At 53.5% G+C, this 19,302-nt stretch carries 17 protein-coding genes; 9 read left to right on the top strand and 8 right to left on the bottom strand.

The window, feature by feature from the left end; all coding sequences use genetic code 11:
- The first annotated feature begins 6 nt into the window (after window positions 1-6).
- Both QNN86_RS19110 and QNN86_RS19105 read left to right on the top strand, forming a co-directional pair.
- Window positions 7-411: a hypothetical protein gene (locus tag QNN86_RS19110; RefSeq protein ID WP_181617919.1), complete on the top strand. Its 405-nt coding sequence runs from the start codon at window positions 7-9 to the stop codon at window positions 409-411.
- 1 nt (window position 412) lies between these two features.
- Window positions 413-820, top strand: coding sequence for a cytoplasmic protein (locus QNN86_RS19105; protein ID WP_181617920.1), 408 nt, complete (start codon window positions 413-415; stop codon window positions 818-820).
- 63 nt (window positions 821-883) lie between these two features.
- On the opposite strand, the gene exbD is transcribed toward QNN86_RS19105, so the two are convergent.
- Together exbD and exbB are read right to left on the bottom strand one after the other, a co-directional pair.
- Window positions 884-1,309: a TonB system transport protein ExbD gene (gene exbD, locus QNN86_RS19100; protein WP_096755670.1), complete on the bottom strand. Its 426-nt coding sequence runs from the start codon at window positions 1,307-1,309 to the stop codon at window positions 884-886.
- Between the two features lie 6 nt (window positions 1,310-1,315).
- Window positions 1,316-2,050 (bottom strand): tol-pal system-associated acyl-CoA thioesterase, encoded by a 735-nt coding sequence (gene exbB, locus QNN86_RS19095; RefSeq protein WP_181617921.1) that lies wholly within the window; start codon window positions 2,048-2,050, stop codon window positions 1,316-1,318.
- A 250-nt stretch (window positions 2,051-2,300) separates the two neighbouring features.
- Between exbB and metC the strand changes: the two genes are divergently transcribed.
- Together metC and yghB are read left to right on the top strand one after the other, a co-directional pair.
- Window positions 2,301-3,488 (top strand): cystathionine beta-lyase, encoded by a 1,188-nt coding sequence (metC, locus tag QNN86_RS19090; protein WP_414212190.1) that lies wholly within the window; start codon window positions 2,301-2,303, stop codon window positions 3,486-3,488.
- A gap of 131 nt (window positions 3,489-3,619) precedes the next feature.
- Window positions 3,620-4,279 (top strand): DedA family general envelope maintenance protein YghB, encoded by a 660-nt coding sequence (yghB, locus tag QNN86_RS19085; protein WP_115257486.1) that lies wholly within the window; start codon window positions 3,620-3,622, stop codon window positions 4,277-4,279.
- Between the two features lie 80 nt (window positions 4,280-4,359).
- Here the strand turns inward: yghB and QNN86_RS19080 are convergent, their stop codons facing one another.
- Entirely contained in the window at window positions 4,360-5,259 is a 900-nt protein-coding gene (locus QNN86_RS19080) for an AraC family transcriptional regulator (RefSeq protein WP_181619517.1), read from the bottom strand.
- A 194-nt stretch (window positions 5,260-5,453) separates the two neighbouring features.
- Between QNN86_RS19080 and yqhD the strand changes: the two genes are divergently transcribed.
- From yqhD to QNN86_RS19060, 4 genes are all read left to right on the top strand, one after another.
- On the top strand, window positions 5,454-6,617 hold the full coding sequence (gene yqhD, locus QNN86_RS19075; RefSeq protein WP_414212188.1) for an alcohol dehydrogenase: 1,164 nt from the start codon (window positions 5,454-5,456) through the stop codon (window positions 6,615-6,617).
- Window positions 6,618-6,840: 223 nt separating this feature from the next.
- Window positions 6,841-7,668, top strand: a complete 828-nt coding sequence (dkgA, locus tag QNN86_RS19070; protein ID WP_181617924.1) for a 2,5-didehydrogluconate reductase DkgA — start codon at window positions 6,841-6,843, stop codon at window positions 7,666-7,668.
- Window positions 7,669-7,856: 188 nt separating this feature from the next.
- Window positions 7,857-9,311, top strand: a complete 1,455-nt coding sequence (locus QNN86_RS19065) for a DASS family sodium-coupled anion symporter (protein ID WP_414212185.1) — start codon at window positions 7,857-7,859, stop codon at window positions 9,309-9,311.
- 43 nt (window positions 9,312-9,354) lie between these two features.
- Window positions 9,355-9,810 (top strand): HIT family protein, encoded by a 456-nt coding sequence (locus QNN86_RS19060; protein WP_414212183.1) that lies wholly within the window; start codon window positions 9,355-9,357, stop codon window positions 9,808-9,810.
- A 94-nt stretch (window positions 9,811-9,904) separates the two neighbouring features.
- Here the strand turns inward: QNN86_RS19060 and QNN86_RS19055 are convergent, their stop codons facing one another.
- Window positions 9,905-12,076, bottom strand: coding sequence for a YgiQ family radical SAM protein (locus QNN86_RS19055; protein WP_181617926.1), 2,172 nt, complete (start codon window positions 12,074-12,076; stop codon window positions 9,905-9,907).
- A gap of 395 nt (window positions 12,077-12,471) precedes the next feature.
- Between QNN86_RS19055 and QNN86_RS19050 the strand changes: the two genes are divergently transcribed.
- Window positions 12,472-13,947, top strand: coding sequence for a TrkH family potassium uptake protein (locus QNN86_RS19050; protein ID WP_414212250.1), 1,476 nt, complete (start codon window positions 12,472-12,474; stop codon window positions 13,945-13,947).
- A gap of 16 nt (window positions 13,948-13,963) precedes the next feature.
- On the opposite strand, the gene ftsP is transcribed toward QNN86_RS19050, so the two are convergent.
- The 4 genes from ftsP to QNN86_RS19030 form a co-directional block, all read right to left on the bottom strand.
- Window positions 13,964-15,376, bottom strand: coding sequence for a cell division protein FtsP (gene ftsP / locus QNN86_RS19045; RefSeq protein WP_181617927.1), 1,413 nt, complete (start codon window positions 15,374-15,376; stop codon window positions 13,964-13,966).
- A gap of 71 nt (window positions 15,377-15,447) precedes the next feature.
- Window positions 15,448-16,185: a 1-acylglycerol-3-phosphate O-acyltransferase gene (plsC, locus tag QNN86_RS19040; RefSeq protein ID WP_181617928.1), complete on the bottom strand. Its 738-nt coding sequence runs from the start codon at window positions 16,183-16,185 to the stop codon at window positions 15,448-15,450.
- 195 nt (window positions 16,186-16,380) lie between these two features.
- Window positions 16,381-18,639: a DNA topoisomerase IV subunit A gene (gene parC, locus QNN86_RS19035; protein ID WP_096755658.1), complete on the bottom strand. Its 2,259-nt coding sequence runs from the start codon at window positions 18,637-18,639 to the stop codon at window positions 16,381-16,383.
- Window positions 18,640-18,768: 129 nt separating this feature from the next.
- On the bottom strand, window positions 18,769-19,161 hold the full coding sequence (locus tag QNN86_RS19030) for a YgiW/YdeI family stress tolerance OB fold protein (RefSeq protein WP_181617929.1): 393 nt from the start codon (window positions 19,159-19,161) through the stop codon (window positions 18,769-18,771).
- Window positions 19,162-19,302 lie beyond the last annotated feature (141 nt).

Here is a 19,302-nt window from a genome sequence, read left to right as displayed (position 1 = left end):
TTCAACATGCTTCCCGAGCATCTTGTTCCCTCTCGTTTTCATTTATCTACATCCCCGACCAATACTGACACCGTAGAAAATAGTGAAAATTTGACTCAGGGAAAGACCACCTTAAGCGAGTATGAAGCGGATATTTTAATCAGCGCTACCGCTACCGGTCAGCCCCGTAACATGTTATTTGAAGAATGTGACCGCCATTTAAAAGAGCGACTGTTTCGTGCTGCAAAAATCGAATCGTTCACCCGTTTGCTTAATTCACTGCAAGCGGAAGGTGACATTAACGCACAAGAATTAAGTAAAATTTTGGCAAAAAATACTGCGTTAATAAATGAGCAGGGCAATAAAATTTGGCTTAATTTACTGACTCGCGAAACCAGCGATCCGATTTTTTATTCTCTGGAAGAGAAATAAAATGAAAGATGTTGAGGATAATAACGTGTATTTGGCTTTAGACAACTATAAAAGTGACGAGTTTGTCTTAAAGCAGAATCTGGATATCTTAATTGCTAATAAGAGCGCCACGCTGGAGAGCGTGGCTCAGGAGATGGTATCAATACCTGCAGCCCTGGTACGCATGAAGTGGCAAAACCGCCGGGAAATCTATGCTCTGCAAGCCAAAGAAGAGATCTACGGTGCCACCATTGAAGCCATTATTGCCCAACAGCCGGCGCTGCGGGACAAAATCATGGCCCGTCTGGAAAGCGCGTACCAGCATTTACTCGCGCGAGAAACGGCGACATTGCGCCTGACGCGTAAGCTATCTGAAGGGAGTTACGCCGCGACCAAAGTCACTACCGTCGCGCTGGACGAAAAGAAATGAAGGAATGGAGGAAGCCGAAAGAGGAGGCCGGGTAAGGTGAAACCCTTCACCCGGCAACAGAGATTACTTCGCTTTCACGGTCTCTTCACCAACCAAACCAATCTTCAGGAAACCTGCCTGATGCAGCGTATCCATCACTTTCATCATGGTTTCATAGTCGACGGTTTTATCAGCCCGGAAGAAGATAGTGGTGTCTTTCTTGCCTTCTGTCAGCGTGTTTAGCGCGTTAATCATGGTTTCATCGGTCACCTGATCGTTGCCGATAAACATCGTGTTATCCGCTTTCACTGACAGGTAAACCGGTTTTTCAGGACGCGGTTGCGGCGTGCTGGTCGAAGCCGGTAGATTCACCTTCACATCCACCGTTGCCAGCGGCGCGGCCACCATAAAAATGATCAACAACACCAACATAACATCGATAAACGGCGTGACGTTGATGTCGTGCATTTCACCGTTATCGTCCAGGTTTTCATTAAAACTCATTGCCATGGAACATTATCCTACACGTAATTTCTGCGCAGCGCGTACCGGATGCGCCGCAGCACTTGCACTCAGGTCCAGATCGCGACTTTGCAATAACAGCACCTGTGCCGCAACATCACCCAGCATGGCTTTGTAGCTGCCAATCTGACGGGCGAAGATGTTGTAGATAACAACAGCAGGAATAGCGGCAACCAGACCAATCGCGGTGGCTAACAGCGCTTCTGCAATCCCCGGCGCAACCACGGCCAGGTTCGTCGTTTGCGTTTGTGCAATACCGATGAAGCTATTCATGATGCCCCATACCGTACCGAACAGGCCCACAAAGGGAGAGATAGCCCCAATGGTCGCCAGATATCCATTACCCCGCCCCATATGACGCCCTACAGCGGCAACACGACGTTCCAAGCGGAACCCGGTACGCTCTTTAATCCCTTCGTTGTCATCGCTGCCTTCTGACAGTTCCAGCTCGTTCTGCGCTTCGTTAATTAACATTGCGCCCAGGCTTTTTCCGTCGAATCCCGCGGCAATCTCACTTGCCTGATCTAAAGAGCGGGCATCTGCCAGTAGTTGCTGTTCGCGCTTAAGACGGCGCTTCTGCGTAAAGAACTCAAGGCTCTTACTGAAGAAGATAGCCCAGGTGACCACGGACGCCAAAATTAGCCCAATCATCACGCACTTAACCACGATATCGGCGTGCTGATACATACCCCAGACGGAAAGGTCCGTCTGCATCAAATTATTACCCACTCTGTATCTCCAGGACGCAAATCACAAAATCTGAGCGTAATGATATCAAAAAGACGTCGAATTGATAGTCGTTCTCATTACTATTTACATAGTGCCGCACCTTTGGTTTCTTTTCCTTGCGCTTACGCAGTAAAAAAGTCAGCAGACACATTTTGGGACTATTTTCTACTTTATGGCCCTTCTGCTGGATGCGCCGCCCTGGATTCATGCTAGTTTAGACATCCAGACGTATAAAAATAGGTAATCCAACATGGCAGACAAGCACCTCGAGACTAAACTCGTTCAGGCAGGACGCAGTAAAAAGTACACGCTGGGTTCCGTCAACAGCGTGATCCAACGCGCCTCTTCACTGGTTTTCGAATCCGTTGAGGCCAAAAAGCAGGCCACGCACAATCGCGCTAACGGCGCGCTTTTTTACGGGCGTCGCGGTACGTTGACGCATTTCTCCCTGCAGGAAGCCATGTGCGAGCTGGAAGGCGGCGCGGGATGCGCCCTGTTTCCCTGTGGCGCTGCAGCCGTTGCCAATACGATTCTGGCCTTTGTTGAACACGGCGACCACGTGCTAATGACCAACACGGCCTATGAGCCGAGCCAGGATTTTTGCACGAAGATCCTCGGCAAGCTCGGCGTAACCACCGGCTGGTTTGATCCGTTAGTGGGCGCCGATATTGTGAAGCACATTCAGCCGAACACCAAAGTGGTATTTCTGGAATCTCCAGGCTCCGTCACCATGGAAGTGCATGATGTTCCGGCGATTGTCGCCGCCGTCAGACGCGTCGCGCCGGACGCCATCATCATGATCGATAACACCTGGGCTGCCGGGGTGCTGTTCAACGCGCTGGATTTTGGAATCGACATCTCAATTCAGGCGGGCACCAAATACCTGATTGGCCATTCCGATGCAATGGTCGGTACGGCGGTATCAAATGCCCGCTGCTGGGACCAACTGCGCGAAAACGCCTATTTAATGGGGCAAATGCTGGATGCCGATACCGCCTATATGACCAGCCGCGGACTGCGGACTCTGGGCGTTCGTCTGCGCCAGCATCACGAAAGCAGCCTGAAGGTTGCCGAATGGCTGGCCGATCATCCGCAGGTCGCCCGCGTCAACCACCCCGCGCTTCCCGGCAGCAAAGGGCACGAATTCTGGAAACGTGATTTTACCGGCAGCAGCGGTCTGTTCTCGTTTGTGTTGAATAAGAAGCTGAACAATGACGAGCTGTCAGCGTATTTGGATCACTTTACGCTGTTCAGCATGGCCTACTCCTGGGGCGGGTTTGAATCACTGATTCTGGCCAATCAACCCGAACACATTGCCGCCATCCGTCCTGAAGGCAACGTGGACTTCAGCGGTACGCTCATCCGTTTACACATCGGTTTAGAAAATGTTGACGATCTGATTGCGGATTTAGCCGCCGGATTCGCCCGAATCGAGTAACATTGCCGCAGTTGGACATATATGCAGACACTTCTGCTGGAAAAGTCTGCAATTGTTGCGTCCGGGATCAAGGCATCCCGGACAATTCAGGAGTACAATCCACTCATAAATGCTGTTCCACAGGAAAGTCCATGGTAGTCATTCAAGATATTATCTCCGCGCTCTGGCAACACGATTTTGCCGCGCTGGCAGATCCGCACGTTGTGAGTGTGGTGTACTTCGTCATGTTTGCCACGTTGTTTTTAGAAAATGGTCTGCTGCCTGCTTCCTTTTTACCCGGAGACAGCCTGCTGTTACTGGCCGGAGCGCTGATCGCGCAGGACGTGATGAGCTTTCTCCCGACAATTGCTATTCTGACTGCCGCAGCCAGTCTGGGCTGTTGGCTGAGCTATATTCAAGGGCGCTGGTTGGGCAATACGCGGACGGTGAAAAGCTGGCTGGCGCAATTACCTGAAAAATATCATCAGCGTGCCACCTGTATGTTTGACCAACACGGTCTGATGGCGCTGCTCGCGGGACGTTTCCTGGCATTTGTTCGCACCCTGTTACCGACCATGGCGGGGATTTCAGGTCTGCCTAACCGCCGGTTTCAGTTCTTTAACTGGCTGAGCGGCCTGCTGTGGGTCACCGTGGTCACCAGCTTTGGCTATGCTCTCAGCATGATCCCATTCGTTAAACGCCATGAAGATCAGGTGATGACCTTTCTGATGATCCTACCCATCGCGCTGTTAACTGCTGGTCTGCTAGGTACCTTGTTCGTGGTGATTAAAAAAAAATGCTGTAGCGCCTGAGTCGTCATCGTTGGCCGGGTAAAATCACCCGGCATTTTCGCCTGATGCCGCTTTGCTAATCAGGCCAACGGTGAACATCATTAACTTCCCTGCATCGTCCGAATTCTTGCCGCATCCTCCCCCGGCGTTACGCCAAAGTACCGTTTAAACTCGCGGCTAAACTGCGACGCGCTCTCATAGCCAACCCGCATTGCTGCCGCGCTGGCCTTCATGCCGTCGTGAATGATCATCATCCGCGCCTTATGCAGGCGATAACTCTTCAGATACTGCAGCGGTGAAGTGCTGGTCACCGATTTAAAATTATGATGAAACGCCGACACGCTCATGTTGGCTTCTGCCGCCAGTTGCTCAACGTTGAGGTTCTCGGTGTACTTGTTTTCGATGCGCTTCAGCACGCGACTGATCAAACTGAAATGCGTCTGACGGCTGACCAGCGCAAGCAATGCGCCACCGCGTGGACCGGTCAGCACATGGTACAAAATCTCACGGATGATCTGTTTTCCCAGAATTCGCGCGTCCAGCGGTCGCTCCATCACATCCAGCAAACGCTCGGCCGCGCAAAGAATCTCATCAGAAAGCGTGGCCGAGTTTATTCCGCTCGCCGCCATTGCAGGCTGGAACAGTTCATCTTCGCCAATGTCCATCAGGAGTTCCTGCAATTGCAGGATATCGACATTCAGCCGCAGACCGGCTAGTGGAATCTCCGGTGTCGCATACGTTTCACATTCAAAGGGTAAAGGTACGGTGAGCAGCAGGTATTCGTTGGCGTCATAACGAAACACACGCTCATTGATGTAACCAATTTTATGTCCCGAAAAGAGAAATATGATGCCAGGCTGATACATGACCGGAGTACGCGCCGCCGGCTCCGTGCCGTACAGAAGGCGGATATCTGGCAGTAATTCACTGAGTTTATTTTCATTGTTTTTCAGCTGCTTAATTTTATCTGTCAGCAGCAGGCAGATCTCATCACGGTTCATAGAGCACCATTTCATCATCGGTTTGCGACCCTGACATAATGCGCAGATTTATCCGTTTTCTCCAGTAGCCTGTAGAAATGGGCAAGACATCGGCAGAAATGAGCATTGAGAGGAACACGTCTGACGACCACAATGTTCATCATCCGGCAGACACTCTCCTGCCCTCTTTTTTTACCCACATAAGGGAACGAGCAATGAACAACTTTAATCTCCATACCCCAACCCGCATTCTGTTCGGTAAAGGCGCTATCGCTGAGCTGCGCGATCAAATCCCTCAGGATGCTCGCGTACTGGTTACCTACGGCGGCGGCAGCGTGAAAAAAACCGGCGTCCTGGCACAGGTTCAGGATGCGCTGAAAGGCCTGGATGTTCTGGAGTTTGGCGGTATTGAGCCGAACCCGTCTTATGAAACGCTGATGAACGCGGTCAACATCGTGCGTGATGAAAAAGTGACGTTTCTGCTGGCAGTCGGCGGCGGTTCGGTACTGGATGGCACCAAATTCATCGCGGCTGCAGCACAGTATACGGACGGTGTCGATCCGTGGCGCATCCTGGAAACTCACGGCAACGACGTAAAAAGCGCCATCCCGATGGGCTCCGTTTTGACCCTGCCGGCAACCGGCTCTGAATCAAACTCCGGCGCGGTAATTTCCCGCAAAACCACCGGCGATAAGCTGGCCTTTATGACGCCGTTTGTGCAGCCGGTCTTTGCCGTGCTGGATCCGGTTTACACCTACACCCTGCCGCCGCGTCAGGTCGCAAACGGCGTAGTGGACGCGTTCGTTCACACCGTAGAGCAGTACGTAACATACCCGGTCAACGGAAAAATTCAGGACCGCTTTGCCGAAGGTATTTTGCTCACATTGGTAGAAGAAGGTCCGAAAGCGTTGCAGGAACCGGAAAACTACGATGTCCGCGCTAACGTCATGTGGGCTGCGACCCAGGCGCTGAACGGTTTGATCGGCGCTGGCGTACCGCAGGATTGGGCTACCCATATGCTGGGCCACGAACTGACCGCAATGCACGGTCTCGATCATGCGCAAACGCTGGCCATCGTCCTGCCGGCACTGTGGAATGAAAAACGTGATACCAAGCGCGCCAAACTGCTGCAATACGCGGAGCGCGTCTGGAATATCACCGAAGGCAGTGACGACCAGCGTATCGATGCCGCCATTGCCGCTACCCGTCAATTCTTCGAGCAAATGGGCGTCCCGACCCGCCTGTCCGATTACGGCCTGGACGGCAGCTCCATCCCGGCGTTGCTGGAAAAACTGCAAGCGCACGGTGGGACGAAACTGGGCGAACATCAGGACATTACGCTGGACGTCAGCCGCCGCATTTACGAAGCGGCACGCTAAGGTTTTTTGACCTCAGACTTTCGTTTTTGGGTATTTATACCAGGCTTAAGTCACACAAACCTCACCGGGGCTGCTCCGGTGAACTCAATTTACACCCAATCATTCATGATGCATCGAGGCGGCAATTGAGTGAATCCCCGGGAGCGTACATAAGTACGTGACCGGGGTAAACGCAAGCAGCCAACAAAGAGGCAGCCTGAAGGATTCAGTGTAGGGGGGAATTATGACCGGTCCAACCATTATCAAGCTACAGGATGGTAACGTCATGCCGCAACTGGGCCTGGGGGTCTGGAAGGCAACGAATGAAGAAGTCATCTCCGCAATCCATAAAGCGCTGGAAGTGGGTTATCGTTCTATCGATACCGCCAGCGCGTACAAAAACGAAGACGGTGTCGGTAAAGCATTACGCGATGCGGGCGTACCGCGGGAAGAATTATTCATCACCACTAAGCTGTGGAATGACGACCAGAAACGTCCCCGTGAAGCGTTGCTCGAAAGCCTGGAGAAACTCCAGCTCGATTACCTCGATCTTTACCTCATGCACTGGCCCGTCCCGGCGATCGACCATTACGTTGAAGCATGGGAAAACATGATCGACTTGCAAAAACAGGGACTCATCAAAAGCATCGGCGTGTGCAACTTCCAGATCAATCATCTTCAGCGCCTGATAGATGAAACGGGCGTTGCCCCGGTGATTAACCAAATCGAGCTACACCCGCTATTACAGCAACGGCAGCTGCATGCCTGGAACGCCACACATAAAATCCAGACTGAATCCTGGAGCCCGCTGGCGCAAGGTGGCAAAGATGTGTTTGATCAAAAGATAGTTCGCGATCTTGCCGAAAAATACGGTAAGTCACCGGCGCAAATTGTCATTCGCTGGCATCTGGATAGCGGCCTGGTGGTGATCCCGAAATCGGTCACTCCTGCGCGTATCGCGGAGAACTTTGATGTCTGGGACTTCCGCCTGGACAAAGATGAACTAGGCGAAATGGCCAAACTCGACCAGGGCAAACGTCTGGGGCCGGACCCGGACCAGTTCGGCGGCTAATCCCTTCTCTCCAGCCCGGCATCCCCGTCGGGCCTTTCCAGCATGGAAATATTAAGAAACAATTCACTTACATTTATTGATGTATTTATTGCAGTCACTGGAGCAGCATTACGCCATCTAACCTACTAATTATTCACTGAATATATTCATTTGGTGAATATATTCATAATACATATAGGTGCGTAATCGTGGCTGAGAAAAAACCACATGGCGTTAAATGGCTCCCATTAATTCTAATAATTTTGATATCCGCCGGGCTCTGGCAGCTAACCCCGCCAGCAGGATTAAGCGCAGCCGCCTGGCATTCGGCGATTATCTTCGTGGCCACTATCGCCTCTATTGTGGCAAAAGTTCTGCCCATTGGCGCGGTCGGTATTATTGGCATAACCGTCTTTGCGCTTGCCTATGCCGCCGGAGATAAAACCGCCAGTGGTGCGATTACCACCGCCCTGAGCGAACTGAACAGCTCGCTTATCTGGCTGATCGTCGTTGCCTTTATGATTGCCCGCGGGTTTATCAAAACCGGCCTTGGTCGACGTATCGCCCTGCAGATGATCCGCCTGCTCGGCAAGCGTACACTGGGTCTCGCCTACGGCCTGGCGTTTGCCGATCTGATCCTCTCTCCCGCGATGCCCAGCAATACGGCACGCTGCGGCGGCGTCATCTATCCGATTGCCGACTCACTGGCGCGCAGTTTTCATTCCAATCCGGAAGATGAATCGCGCAGCAAAATCGGCACCTTCCTCATTACCTGCATTGGCAACGTCAACGACGTCACCGCCGCACTGTTTATGACCGGCTATACCGGCAACCTACTGGCAGTAAAACTGGCGGCCAACGCCGGGGTCACGCTAACCTGGGGAAGCTGGTTTATGGCGGCGCTGCTGCCTTGCATGGTGTCTTTGCTGTTGGTTCCGTTGCTGGTGTACTGGCTGGTGCGTCCGGAAATTAAACACACGCCGGATGCCCCGAACCTGGCCCGTCAGGAACTGGCGGAAATGGGCAGCATGTCACGCGGCGAGTGGTTGATGCTGGGTACCGTTGGCGTCCTGCTGGTGCTGTGGATTTTTGGCGATACGCTCGGCGTCGATGCCACCACAGCATCGTTCGTTGGACTCTCGATCTTACTGCTCAGCGGCGTGCTGAGCTGGGAAGACGTCAAAAGCGAGAAAGGCGCCTGGGACACGCTGATTTGGTTTGCCGCACTGCTGATGATGGCAAACCAATTGAAGAAACTCGGTTTCACCACCTGGTTTGGTAATCTGATCGGCGATAGCCTCAGCAGCACCATGCATGGCACCAGTTGGGTGGTCGTCCTGCTACTGCTTAACGCCGCCTACTTCTACACCCACTACTTTTTTGCGAGCGGAAATGCGCAGATCGCCGCATTGTACGCGGTGTTCCTTGGCGTCGGCCTGCATCTGAATATCCCGGCAGCCCCGACCGCGTTGATGCTGGCTTTCACCAGTAGCCTGTACTGTTCTCTCACCCAGTACACGCATGCGCGTGGTCCGATCCTGTTTGGTGCGGGATACGTGCCGACGGGCGTCTGGTGGCGGACGGGGTTTATCGTCAGCCTGTTTAACCAGGCGGTCTTTATTACCGTGGGTCTGATGTGGTGGAAGATGCTGGGTCTGTACTAAACTGACTGCGTCCCGACGAATACCTTACCTGCGGAGAAAAGGAATGACCTGTATTTTCTGTCAGATTGTTGAAGGCAAAGCGCCCTGCCATAAGGTCTGGGAGGACGAGCATCACCTGGCTTTTCTGTCGATTTTCCCGAACACAGACGGTTTTACCGTGGTGATCCCGAAAAAACATTACCCCAGCTATGCCTTCGATATGCCGCCGCAGGCGTTGGCTGACCTGATGCTGGCAACCCAAAAAGTAGCGAAAAAACTGGATAAGGCTTTTCCGGACGTCAGTCGTACGGGGACGTTCTTCGAAGGTTTCGGCGTAGACCATGTGCACAGCAAACTCAGCCCCATGCACGGCACTGGCGATCTGACTCACTGGAAACCGATTGAATCGCGGCAGAACAAATTTTTCGAACAGTATGAAGGGTATTTGTCGTCACACGACCACGAACGGGCGGATGATGAAAAACTGGCCGCATTAGCGGCCAGAATTCGTGAGGCATAAATACTGAGTACTTCTGCCGGATGGCGGTGTAAACACCTTATCCGGCCTAACGTCTTTCAGGCCCGGTAAGCATTTTACCACCTGGCAAGACTGATTACCGCCCCGCGACTTTGCCACGTTTTTTATTCGCGGCAGGCGTCTGGCGCTGGTACGCGACAGGCGTGTGTTTGGTCAGTGCCGGACGAGTATGGCGATTCTGACGACGCGCTTCACGCATTTCTTCCAACGTAGGCGACGGAACCAGACATTCACGACGACCGCCAATCAGGTGCTTTTTACCCATGTCTTCCAGCGCCTGGCGGATTAACGGCCAGTTAGCAGGATCGTGATAACGCAACAGCGCTTTATGCAAACGACGCTGCTTGTCGCCTTTCGGCACCACCACATCTTCACTCTTATACCCGATTTTACCCAGCGGGTTTTTCCCGGTGTAATACATGGTGGTCGAGTTTGCCAGCGGTGACGGGTAGAAGTTCTGCACCTGATCGAGGCGGAAACGACGCTGCTTCAGCCACAACGCCAGGTTCACCATATCTTCGTCACGCGTACCCGGGTGCGCAGAGATAAAGTACGGGATCAGATACTGCTCTTTACCAGCTTGCTTCGAGTAGGTATCGAACAGCTCTTTAAAGCGGTCGTAGCTGCCCATGCCCGGCTTCATCATCTTCGACAGCGGACCTTCTTCGGTATGCTCCGGTGCAATCTTCAGATAGCCACCAACGTGATGGGTCGCCAGCTCTTTGATGTAGCGCGGATCTTCCACGGCGATGTCGTAGCGCACGCCGGACGCAATCAAAATCTTTTTGATGCCTTTCAAATCACGCGCGCGACGATAGAGGTTAATCGTCGGTTCGTGGTTGGTGTCCATATGCGGGCAGATGTCCGGATAAACGCACGACAGACGACGGCAGGTCTGTTCCGCACGTGGCGACTTACAGCGCAGCATGTACATGTTGGCCGTTGGGCCACCCAGATCGGAAATCACGCCGGTGAAGCCCGGTACGGTATCGCGAATCGCCTCGATCTCGTTGATGATCGAATCTTCAGAACGGCTCTGGATGATGCGTCCTTCATGCTCGGTGATCGAACAGAAAGAACAGCCGCCAAAGCAGCCGCGCATAATGTTGATGGAAAAACGGATCATCTCGTAGGCCGGAATACGGCTGTTGCCATATGCCGGGTGCGGGACACGTTTATACGGCAGCGCGAAGACGCTATCCATCTCTTCGGTCGACAGCGGGATCGCCGGAGGGTTAACCCAAATGTAGCGGTCGCCGTGTTTTTGCATCAGGGCGCGCGCGCAGCCAGGGTTGGTTTCGTGGTGCAGAATACGTGAGGCGTGAGCGTACAACACTTTGTCGCCTTTCACCTTCTCATAAGACGGCAGCAGCACGTAGGTTTTTTCCCACGGCTTCGGACGCGCAGGCTGAACGGTCACCGCTTTGGCTTCCTGCTTTTTAGGCGCTACTGGCTTGTTATCTGCACACGGTAAATCTTCACCGTACGGATGCGGGATAGGGTCAATTTTCCCCGGCATATCCAGACGCGTGGAATCCACACCGCTCCAGCCCGGCAGCGCTTCTTTCACCATAATCGCGGTGTTACGCACGTCGCGGATTTGGTCGATGGTTTCACCCATCGCCAGGCGGTGCGCAACCTCAACCAGCGGACGTTCACCGTTGCCGAACATCAGCATATCCGCTTTGGAATCCACCAGCACCGAGCGGCGCACGGTATCAGACCAGTAATCGTAATGTGCGGTACGACGCAGGCTGGCCTCAATGCCACCAAGGATCACCGGCACGTCTTTCCATGCTTCACGACAACGCTGGGTATAAACCAGCGTGGCACGGTCCGGGCGCTTACCGGCGACGTTGTCCGGCGTATAGGCATCATCATGGCGCAGGCGACGATCGGCAGTATAGCGGTTGATCATCGAGTCCATGTTACCGGCGGTCACGCCGAAGAACAGATTCGGTTTACCCAGACGCATAAAGTCGTCTTTACTGTTCCAGTCCGGCTGGGCGATAATCCCGACGCGAAAGCCCTGGGCTTCCAGCATACGGCCACAAATGGCCATACCGAAGCTCGGGTGATCGACATAGGCATCGCCAGTAACCAGAATAATGTCGCAGCTATCCCAGCCAAGTTGGTCCATCTCTTCTCGCGACATCGGCAGAAACGGCGCGGGGCCAAAACAGGCGGCCCAGTACTGCGGCCAGGAGAAAAGGTCTCTGTCCGGTTGGATCAGGGATATTGCGCTCATAATGCTTCCAAAAGTGGTAAAAAAATAATCAAAGGCCGGGGATTATACGCTGTATGCCCGCCAGAAATGAAGCGGAGTCTGAGCCAGACGAGTAGAAAGTTGAATAAATTGTTAAATTTTACTACGCCTACTTTTATCTATACCCAAAATAATTCGAGTTGCATGAAGGCGGCAAGTGAGTGACAAATTCGTCAGGAAAGAATTTGAACAGCCAAAGGCTGGCCTCCGGTGAGGGACATGGATGTCCCTCATTAATCTCCAGGAGCATAGATAACTATGTGACTGGGGTGAACGAACATAGCTAACGCACATGCTACTTGAAGTATGACGGGTATATCATAATTGACATCATGTCTTGCCAGCCGTACCAGGTCTTTTTGGCGGGGGATTTTCCATTGTATCGCAACGAATCACTTAATATTTCCCAGCTGCGGGTTGTTCTTCATCTTTGTGGATTTCTGGTTCTCCTGTACAGCTTCTCTATGCTGCCGCCGATGGCCGTCGCCTTAGTGAACAAAGAACGGAGCTACTTCGCTTTTTTAAGCACGTTTGCCGTTTTTTTTACCCTCGGCGGTGGTGCCTGGCTGGCCACCAAACGCGCGGGTATTCAGCTGCGAACCCGGGATGGTTTCGTCATTATCGTTCTGTTCTGGTTGCTCTTTTCATTCATCAGCGCCATGCCGCTGTGGATGGAAGATGGGTTAAATCTCTCCTTCGCCGATGCCCTGTTTGAAGGCGTCTCGGGCATTACCACCACCGGCGCGACGGTGATTGGTGATGTCGGCGCCATGCCCAGATCCTTTTTGTATTATCGGGCGCAGCTTAATTTCATCGGCGGCCTGGGCGTCATTGTCCTCGCCGTTGCCGTCCTGCCGCTGCTGGGTATCGGCGGTATGAAGCTCTACCAGTCTGAAATGCCGGGGCCCTTTAAAGAAGAACGCCTGACCCCACGACTTGCCGATACCGCACGCACGCTGTGGCTAACCTATGTCGCGCTGGGACTTGTCTGTACGCTGGCCTACTGGGTTGCCGGCATGTCATTTTTCGATGCATTATGTCACGGACTTTCGACCGTCTCTCTCGGCGGCTTCTCCACCCGAAGCGAGAGCATTGGCTTTTATAATAGCCACGCCATTGAGCTGGTCGCTGGGGTCTTTTCGCTGCTTTCCGCGTTTAACTTCACCCTCTGGTACGTAGCCATTGTGAAGCGTACCTTTAAGCCCTTCCGTCGTAATGCCGAACTGCAGCTGTTTCTGGTGATTGCCGTGGTTCTTACCCTGATCGCCACCTGGCAGGTCTGGCGGGCGGGTATGTACAATGTTACGGACAGTCTGGTACATGCCTTTTTTCTGGCGAGCTCAATGCTCACAGACAACGGCCTGTCGACGGCGGATTACGCCCAGTGGCCTTCGCACACGATCTTCATGTTACTGAGCGCCAGTTTCATTGGAGGTTGCGTGGGGTCAACATGCGGGGGCATTAAGGCGCTGCGCTTTTTAATTATGTTCAAGCAGTGTCGACAGGAATTACATCAACTCGCCCACCCTCGCGCGCTGCTGAATATCAAGATAGGTAATAGCGTGGTTAACGAGCGCGTGATCCGCTCGGTGTGGAGCTTCTTTTTTCTCTACGTTTTGTTTACCAGTTTTTTCGTCTGGGCGCTCAATTTGATGGGTTACGATCTTTTCTCCTCTTTTGCTACCGTCGCGGCCTGCATCAATAATATGGGGCTGGGATTTGGCGTCACGGCGGTCACGTTTGGTACTTTAAACGAAGAGGCAAAGCTGTTGATGTGCGCGGCCATGATCATGGGGCGTCTGGAAATCTACCCCATTTTGATCCTTTTCTCGCGTATGTTCTGGCGGGCGTAACAGACTCTCCGGCGCATTACGGCGCCGGGTTCACCAGCATCTGTCCTATCGAGCCACGGTCGGCCATTTCCAGCGTCTGGCTGTTAAAGTAGAACGGGAAATGCGCCCAGGAAGGCTGCCCGTAATACACCAGCAGCTCAACCTGTCCATCCACCCAAACGGTATCTTTCCAACCCCGGTCTTCCGGGAACGGCATCGCGCCATTCACGTTGCGTATCAGGAACGAGACGCCTTCGATATGGAAAGACTGTGGCATGTCCGCCCGCACCGTCCAGCGCTCCCAGGAGCCTTGCTGAGCGGTAATATCCATGCGGTTGACATCCCACAACTGCCCATTGATACCGGGATCGTCATCCAGGCTGATTTCACGACTGCGAATCGGCGAACCGCTTAAAATTTCCGTTGGCAGCAAACGCATCGGTAGATTGTCGGTCACCAGCGGCAGCAGTCCGGTCGGGCGCAGGGTCAGTACCAGCGTGGAGATCAGAATGCTGGAGGGTTCAAAGAACCCGCGGATCCGGTCGACAATGCTGGCCGCCTCACCACAGGTGATCGACACTTCATCACCATTGGTCATATCCACCAGAATCTCCCGACGCTCACCCGGTGCCAGCGAGAGTTGTTTTACCGAAACCGGCGCGGGTAAAAAGCCCTGATCGCCGGAAATCACATGCAGCGCACGGCCGTCGCTCATTTGCAGCTGGTAACGACGCGAGTTTGAGGCATTGAGTAAACGCAAACGCACCCAGCCGCGGGAGACTTCCACATACGGGCTTTGCGCCCCGTTAACCAGGAGTGTATCACCAACAAACCCGCCGCTACCCGGCTCGCTGTACTCCGGCGTGCCGAAGTTATCCAGGCGCTTGTCCTGAATAATGACCGGAAAATCATCCACGCCATAATGGTTGGGAATTGGCAGCGATTTACTGACTTCATCTTCAATCAGCCACATACCAGCCAGACCGTTATAGACCTGCTGCGCGGTACGGTTCGGCGTATTGGCGTGATACCACAACGTGGCGGCATTCTGGCGAATGGGCAATACTGGCGCCCAGTCGGCGTTCGGCGACATCATGCGTGCCGGGCCGCCCATCAGTGGGCCAGGAACCTGCAGCCCGGCGATAGTCATTGAGACATTCTCGGTCAGACGGTTGCTGTAGATAAGCTTGACGTCATCCCCTTTCCAGACGCGGATGGTCGGCCCCAGGTAGCGCCCGTTAATCCCCCAGACCGGAGCGCGGGTGCCTTGCGTAAAGGACCAGTGCGCGCGTTGCAGGGTCATAAATAGCGGCTGTCCACGGCGAGACTCCAGCAGCGGTGGAACAGGTAACGGTTGTTGCTGACCGGCAGCATTAGCCTTCAGCGGAATAGCACCTGCACACAGTGCGATCCCCGATGTCTGAATGAACTGACGCCGACTGAGTGACATATAAGCTCCATGTAAAACTGGCGATTAACACGCAGGAAAGTATTTCCTGTAACAAACCCGGATGGCGCGAATCAAACCTTACCGGTAGCTTCACGCTCGGCAACTTCTTTGTCGAGTTCGGCGATTTTTTGTTCCATTAACGTGCGGCAATGCGCGGCCAGTTCACGAACCTGATCCTTACCATAGTGGCTGATATCTACTGGCGGTAACATCTCGACGATCGCCAGACCATTATTTAATCGGTTAAGTTTAATCTTATTTGAGGTCGTTGAAACGCACACCGGGATCACCGGAACACCCGCGGCAATTGCTGCATGAAACGCGCCAGTTTTAAACGGCAGCAGACCACGGCCACGGCTACGCGTACCTTCCGGGAACATCCAGATAGAGATACGACGTTTTTTAAAATGATTAACGACCGTCGCAATGGTGCTGTGCGCTTTGGCGCGATTGTTTCTGTCGATCAACAGGTTACCGGTGAGCCAGTACAGCAGACCGAAAAACGGGATCCACAGCAGGCTTTTTTTACCGACCGTAACCGTCGGTGGTTGCACGATCTTCGCGGCGGTAACCATGTCATAGTTATTCTGGTGGTTACAAATATAGATAGCGTTGCCGTAGTCCTTTGCGTCCGGCGGCATGCGGCATTCCACCTTCAGGCCGTACAGGGGGGCCAGTCGACTAAACATATGGCCAAACGTCGAGACGTGTTTTGGATTTCGTGGGCTGAACAGACAATATATACAACCAAAAACACAGACCAGAATGCAGTAAATTACGGTGATAAATAAACGAAAAATATATAGCATAACAACCTCTAAGGCCTAAGAGCCTGGCATTTTACGTCACCGGATGCAGAACCCTGCGTCAGGTTAGGGCTTTGTTAAGAGCGGCTCTCTGGAAAAGCGTATTGTTAATCGCAATGCACGAATAAACAACGGTTTCACGGGAATTTTTAATGCTGACTCTCCCTGCGTAAAAGCAGGGAGAGTCAGACGACAGCATTATTCTTCGCTGTCGCCCTGACCAGCGCGTCGTGGCGAGTCAATTTCGATACGGTCGATACGCTGTAAACCGCGCATCAGCGTACCGCGACGGCCACGTTCACCGGTCACCTTCTGCAGTTCTTCTGGACGCAGTTTAATTTTGCGTTTACCCACGTGAATGGTCAGCGTACTTTGCGGTGGCAACACATAGAGGTGCGCCAGTCCATCATCACCTTTCGCCGCTTCCGCAGACGGAATGTTGATGATCTTGTTCCCTTTCCCTTTCGACAATTGCGGCAGGTCACTGACCGGGAACATCAGCATCCGTCCAGCATGAGTGATCGCCAGCAGCATGTCGCTTTCATCTTCAAGCACCACCGGCGGCATCACATGCGCGTTCTCCGGTAACGTAATCAATGCCTTACCTGCACGATTGCGCGCCACTAAGTCATTGAAGGTGCAGACGAAACCGTAGCCAGCATCGGAGGCCATCAGCAGTTTCTGGTCATCACTTTCCATCAGCATATGCTCAACCGTCGCGCCCGGCGGCAGCGTCAGCTTACCGGTCAGCGGTTCACCCTGACCACGTGCCGACGGCAGCGTAATCGGGTCGATGGCATAGCTGCGCCCGGTTGAATCCACGAACACCACCGGCTGGTTGCTCTTGCCCTTTACCGCGGCCTTGTAGCTGTCACCCGCCTTATAGCTTAAGCCCGGCGCATCAATGTCATGGCCTTTGGCGCTACGCACCCAGCCGCTTTGCGACAGCACAATGGTGACCGGCTCAGACGGCAGCATGTCGTGCTCGCTCATCGCCTTCGCTTCTTCGCGCTCTTTCAGCGGAGAACGGCGATCGTCGCCATAGGCATCGGAGTCAGCCTGCAGCTCTTTCTTCAGCAGGTTACTCATCTTGCGCTCGGAGGCCAGAATGCCCTGCAGCTGATCGCGTTCTTTCGCCAGCTCGTCCTGCTCGCCACGAATTTTGATCTCTTCCAGTTTGGCAAGATGACGCAATTTCAGTTCGAGGATCGCTTCAGCCTGGGTTTCAGAAATGCCAAACCGCGACATCAGCTCAGGCTTCGGTTCATCTTCATGACGAATGATTTCAATCACTTCGTCAATGTTGAGGAACGCCACCAGCAAACCTTCGAGGATGTGCAGGCGCTTGAGGACTTTTTCCAGACGGTAGTTCAGACGACGTCGCACGGTATCGCGGCGGAACGCCAGCCATTCGGTGAGGATCTCCAGCAGGTTTTTCACCGCCGGACGACCATCGAGACCAATCATGTTCAGGTTGATGCGGTAGCTTTTTTCCAGATCGGTGGTGGCAAACAGGTGGTTCATCACCTGCTCCATGTCCACACGGTTGGAGCGCGGCACAATCACCAGACGGGTCGGGTTTTCGTGATCCGACTCGTCGCGCAGGTCATCCACCATCGGCAGCTTTTTATTGCGCATCTGGGCAGCGATCTGCTCCAGCACTTTGGCGCCGGAAACCTGATGCGGCAGCGCGGAAATCACCACCGCGCCATCTTCTTTGGTCCAGACCGCACGCATACGCACGGAGCCACGTCCGTTTTCGTAAATCTTACGAATTTCTGCACGCGGGGTAATGATTTCTGCTTCGGTCGGGTAATCCGGTCCCTGGACGATATCCAGCAGCTGATCCAGCGTCGTTTTCGGCTGTTCAATCAGCGTAATCGCCGCTTTCGCCACTTCACGCAGGTTATGGGGCGGAATGTCCGTTGCCATACCGACTGCAATACCGGTGGTGCCGTTGAGCAGAATATTCGGCAAGCGCGCAGGCAGCATCTTCGGCTCCTGCATGGTGCCGTCGAAGTTTGGCACCCAGTCCGACGTCCCCTGGCCGAGTTCCCCCAGCAGCAGTTCCGCGTATTTAGACAGGCGAGATTCGGTATAACGCATCGCCGCGAACGATTTCGGATCGTCCGGTGCCCCCCAGTTCCCCTGGCCGTCAACCAGCGGATAACGGTAAGAGAACGGCTGCGCCATCAGCACCATCGCTTCATAGCAGGCGCTGTCACCGTGCGGGTGATATTTACCCAGTACGTCGCCGACGGTACGGGCGGATTTTTTAAATTTGGCGCTGGCATTCAGCCCCAGTTCGGACATCGCGTAAACGATGCGTCGCTGAACGGGTTTCAGACCATCACCAATAAACGGCAACGCCCTGTCCATGATGACGTACATGGAATAGTTCAGATAGGCGTTTTCCGTGAATTCATGCAGCGCAAGGCGCTCTGCCATATCGCTCATTAATCGTGGTTCCTCAACTGTTAGCCCGAACAATACCCGGTATTCGTCAGGCAATATTGCCGCAGATACTACCCTATCTGGCGAGTTGAGTCACAAAGAAAAGGGCCGCGAACGCGGCCCTGATGGGGATTATTTGGTGACTTTGGTAATCTGTTTTACGTCGATTTCAACGGAGTTCCAGTCTTTATCCACTTCACCCTGGATTTCTACGACATCCTGCGGCGTGACGGTTAAACCGTTCCAGCGCTTGTGGTCGATATCCACGTTCACCGTGCCGGAAGCATCTTTAAACAGGTACAGATCGTCGGAGATACGCTCAACGATGTTACCGCGCAGAGTAACCCAGGCATCATCACGCAGCGATTTTGCGCTTTCTACCGTCGTGCTACTGCCATTCGGACCCACAAATCCGCCCGCCTGGCTTTGCGTCGCCGTTGGGCCAGAGAATCCGCCCTGCTGCGCTGCCAGAACAGGTGCGGAACACAGTGCCATCACGGTAACCATTGCAGCTAATTTTTTCATCTTCATGTCTCCCTTATCATGTTGTTTCACGACTATTTAATAAGTTAATCCTTAACAACTTCTTAAGGCAAAAAAAGATTCTTTTTTTGCTGTACATCCCCGGTTGACACAAGGTTTACTGGCAGCCAACTGAGTGAGCGC

It is taken from the genome of Citrobacter sp. C348, assembly GCF_047467975.1.
Classification (GTDB): Bacteria; Pseudomonadota; Gammaproteobacteria; order Enterobacterales; family Enterobacteriaceae; genus Citrobacter; species Citrobacter gillenii.
This window is presented reverse-complemented; position numbering and strand designations above follow the sequence as displayed.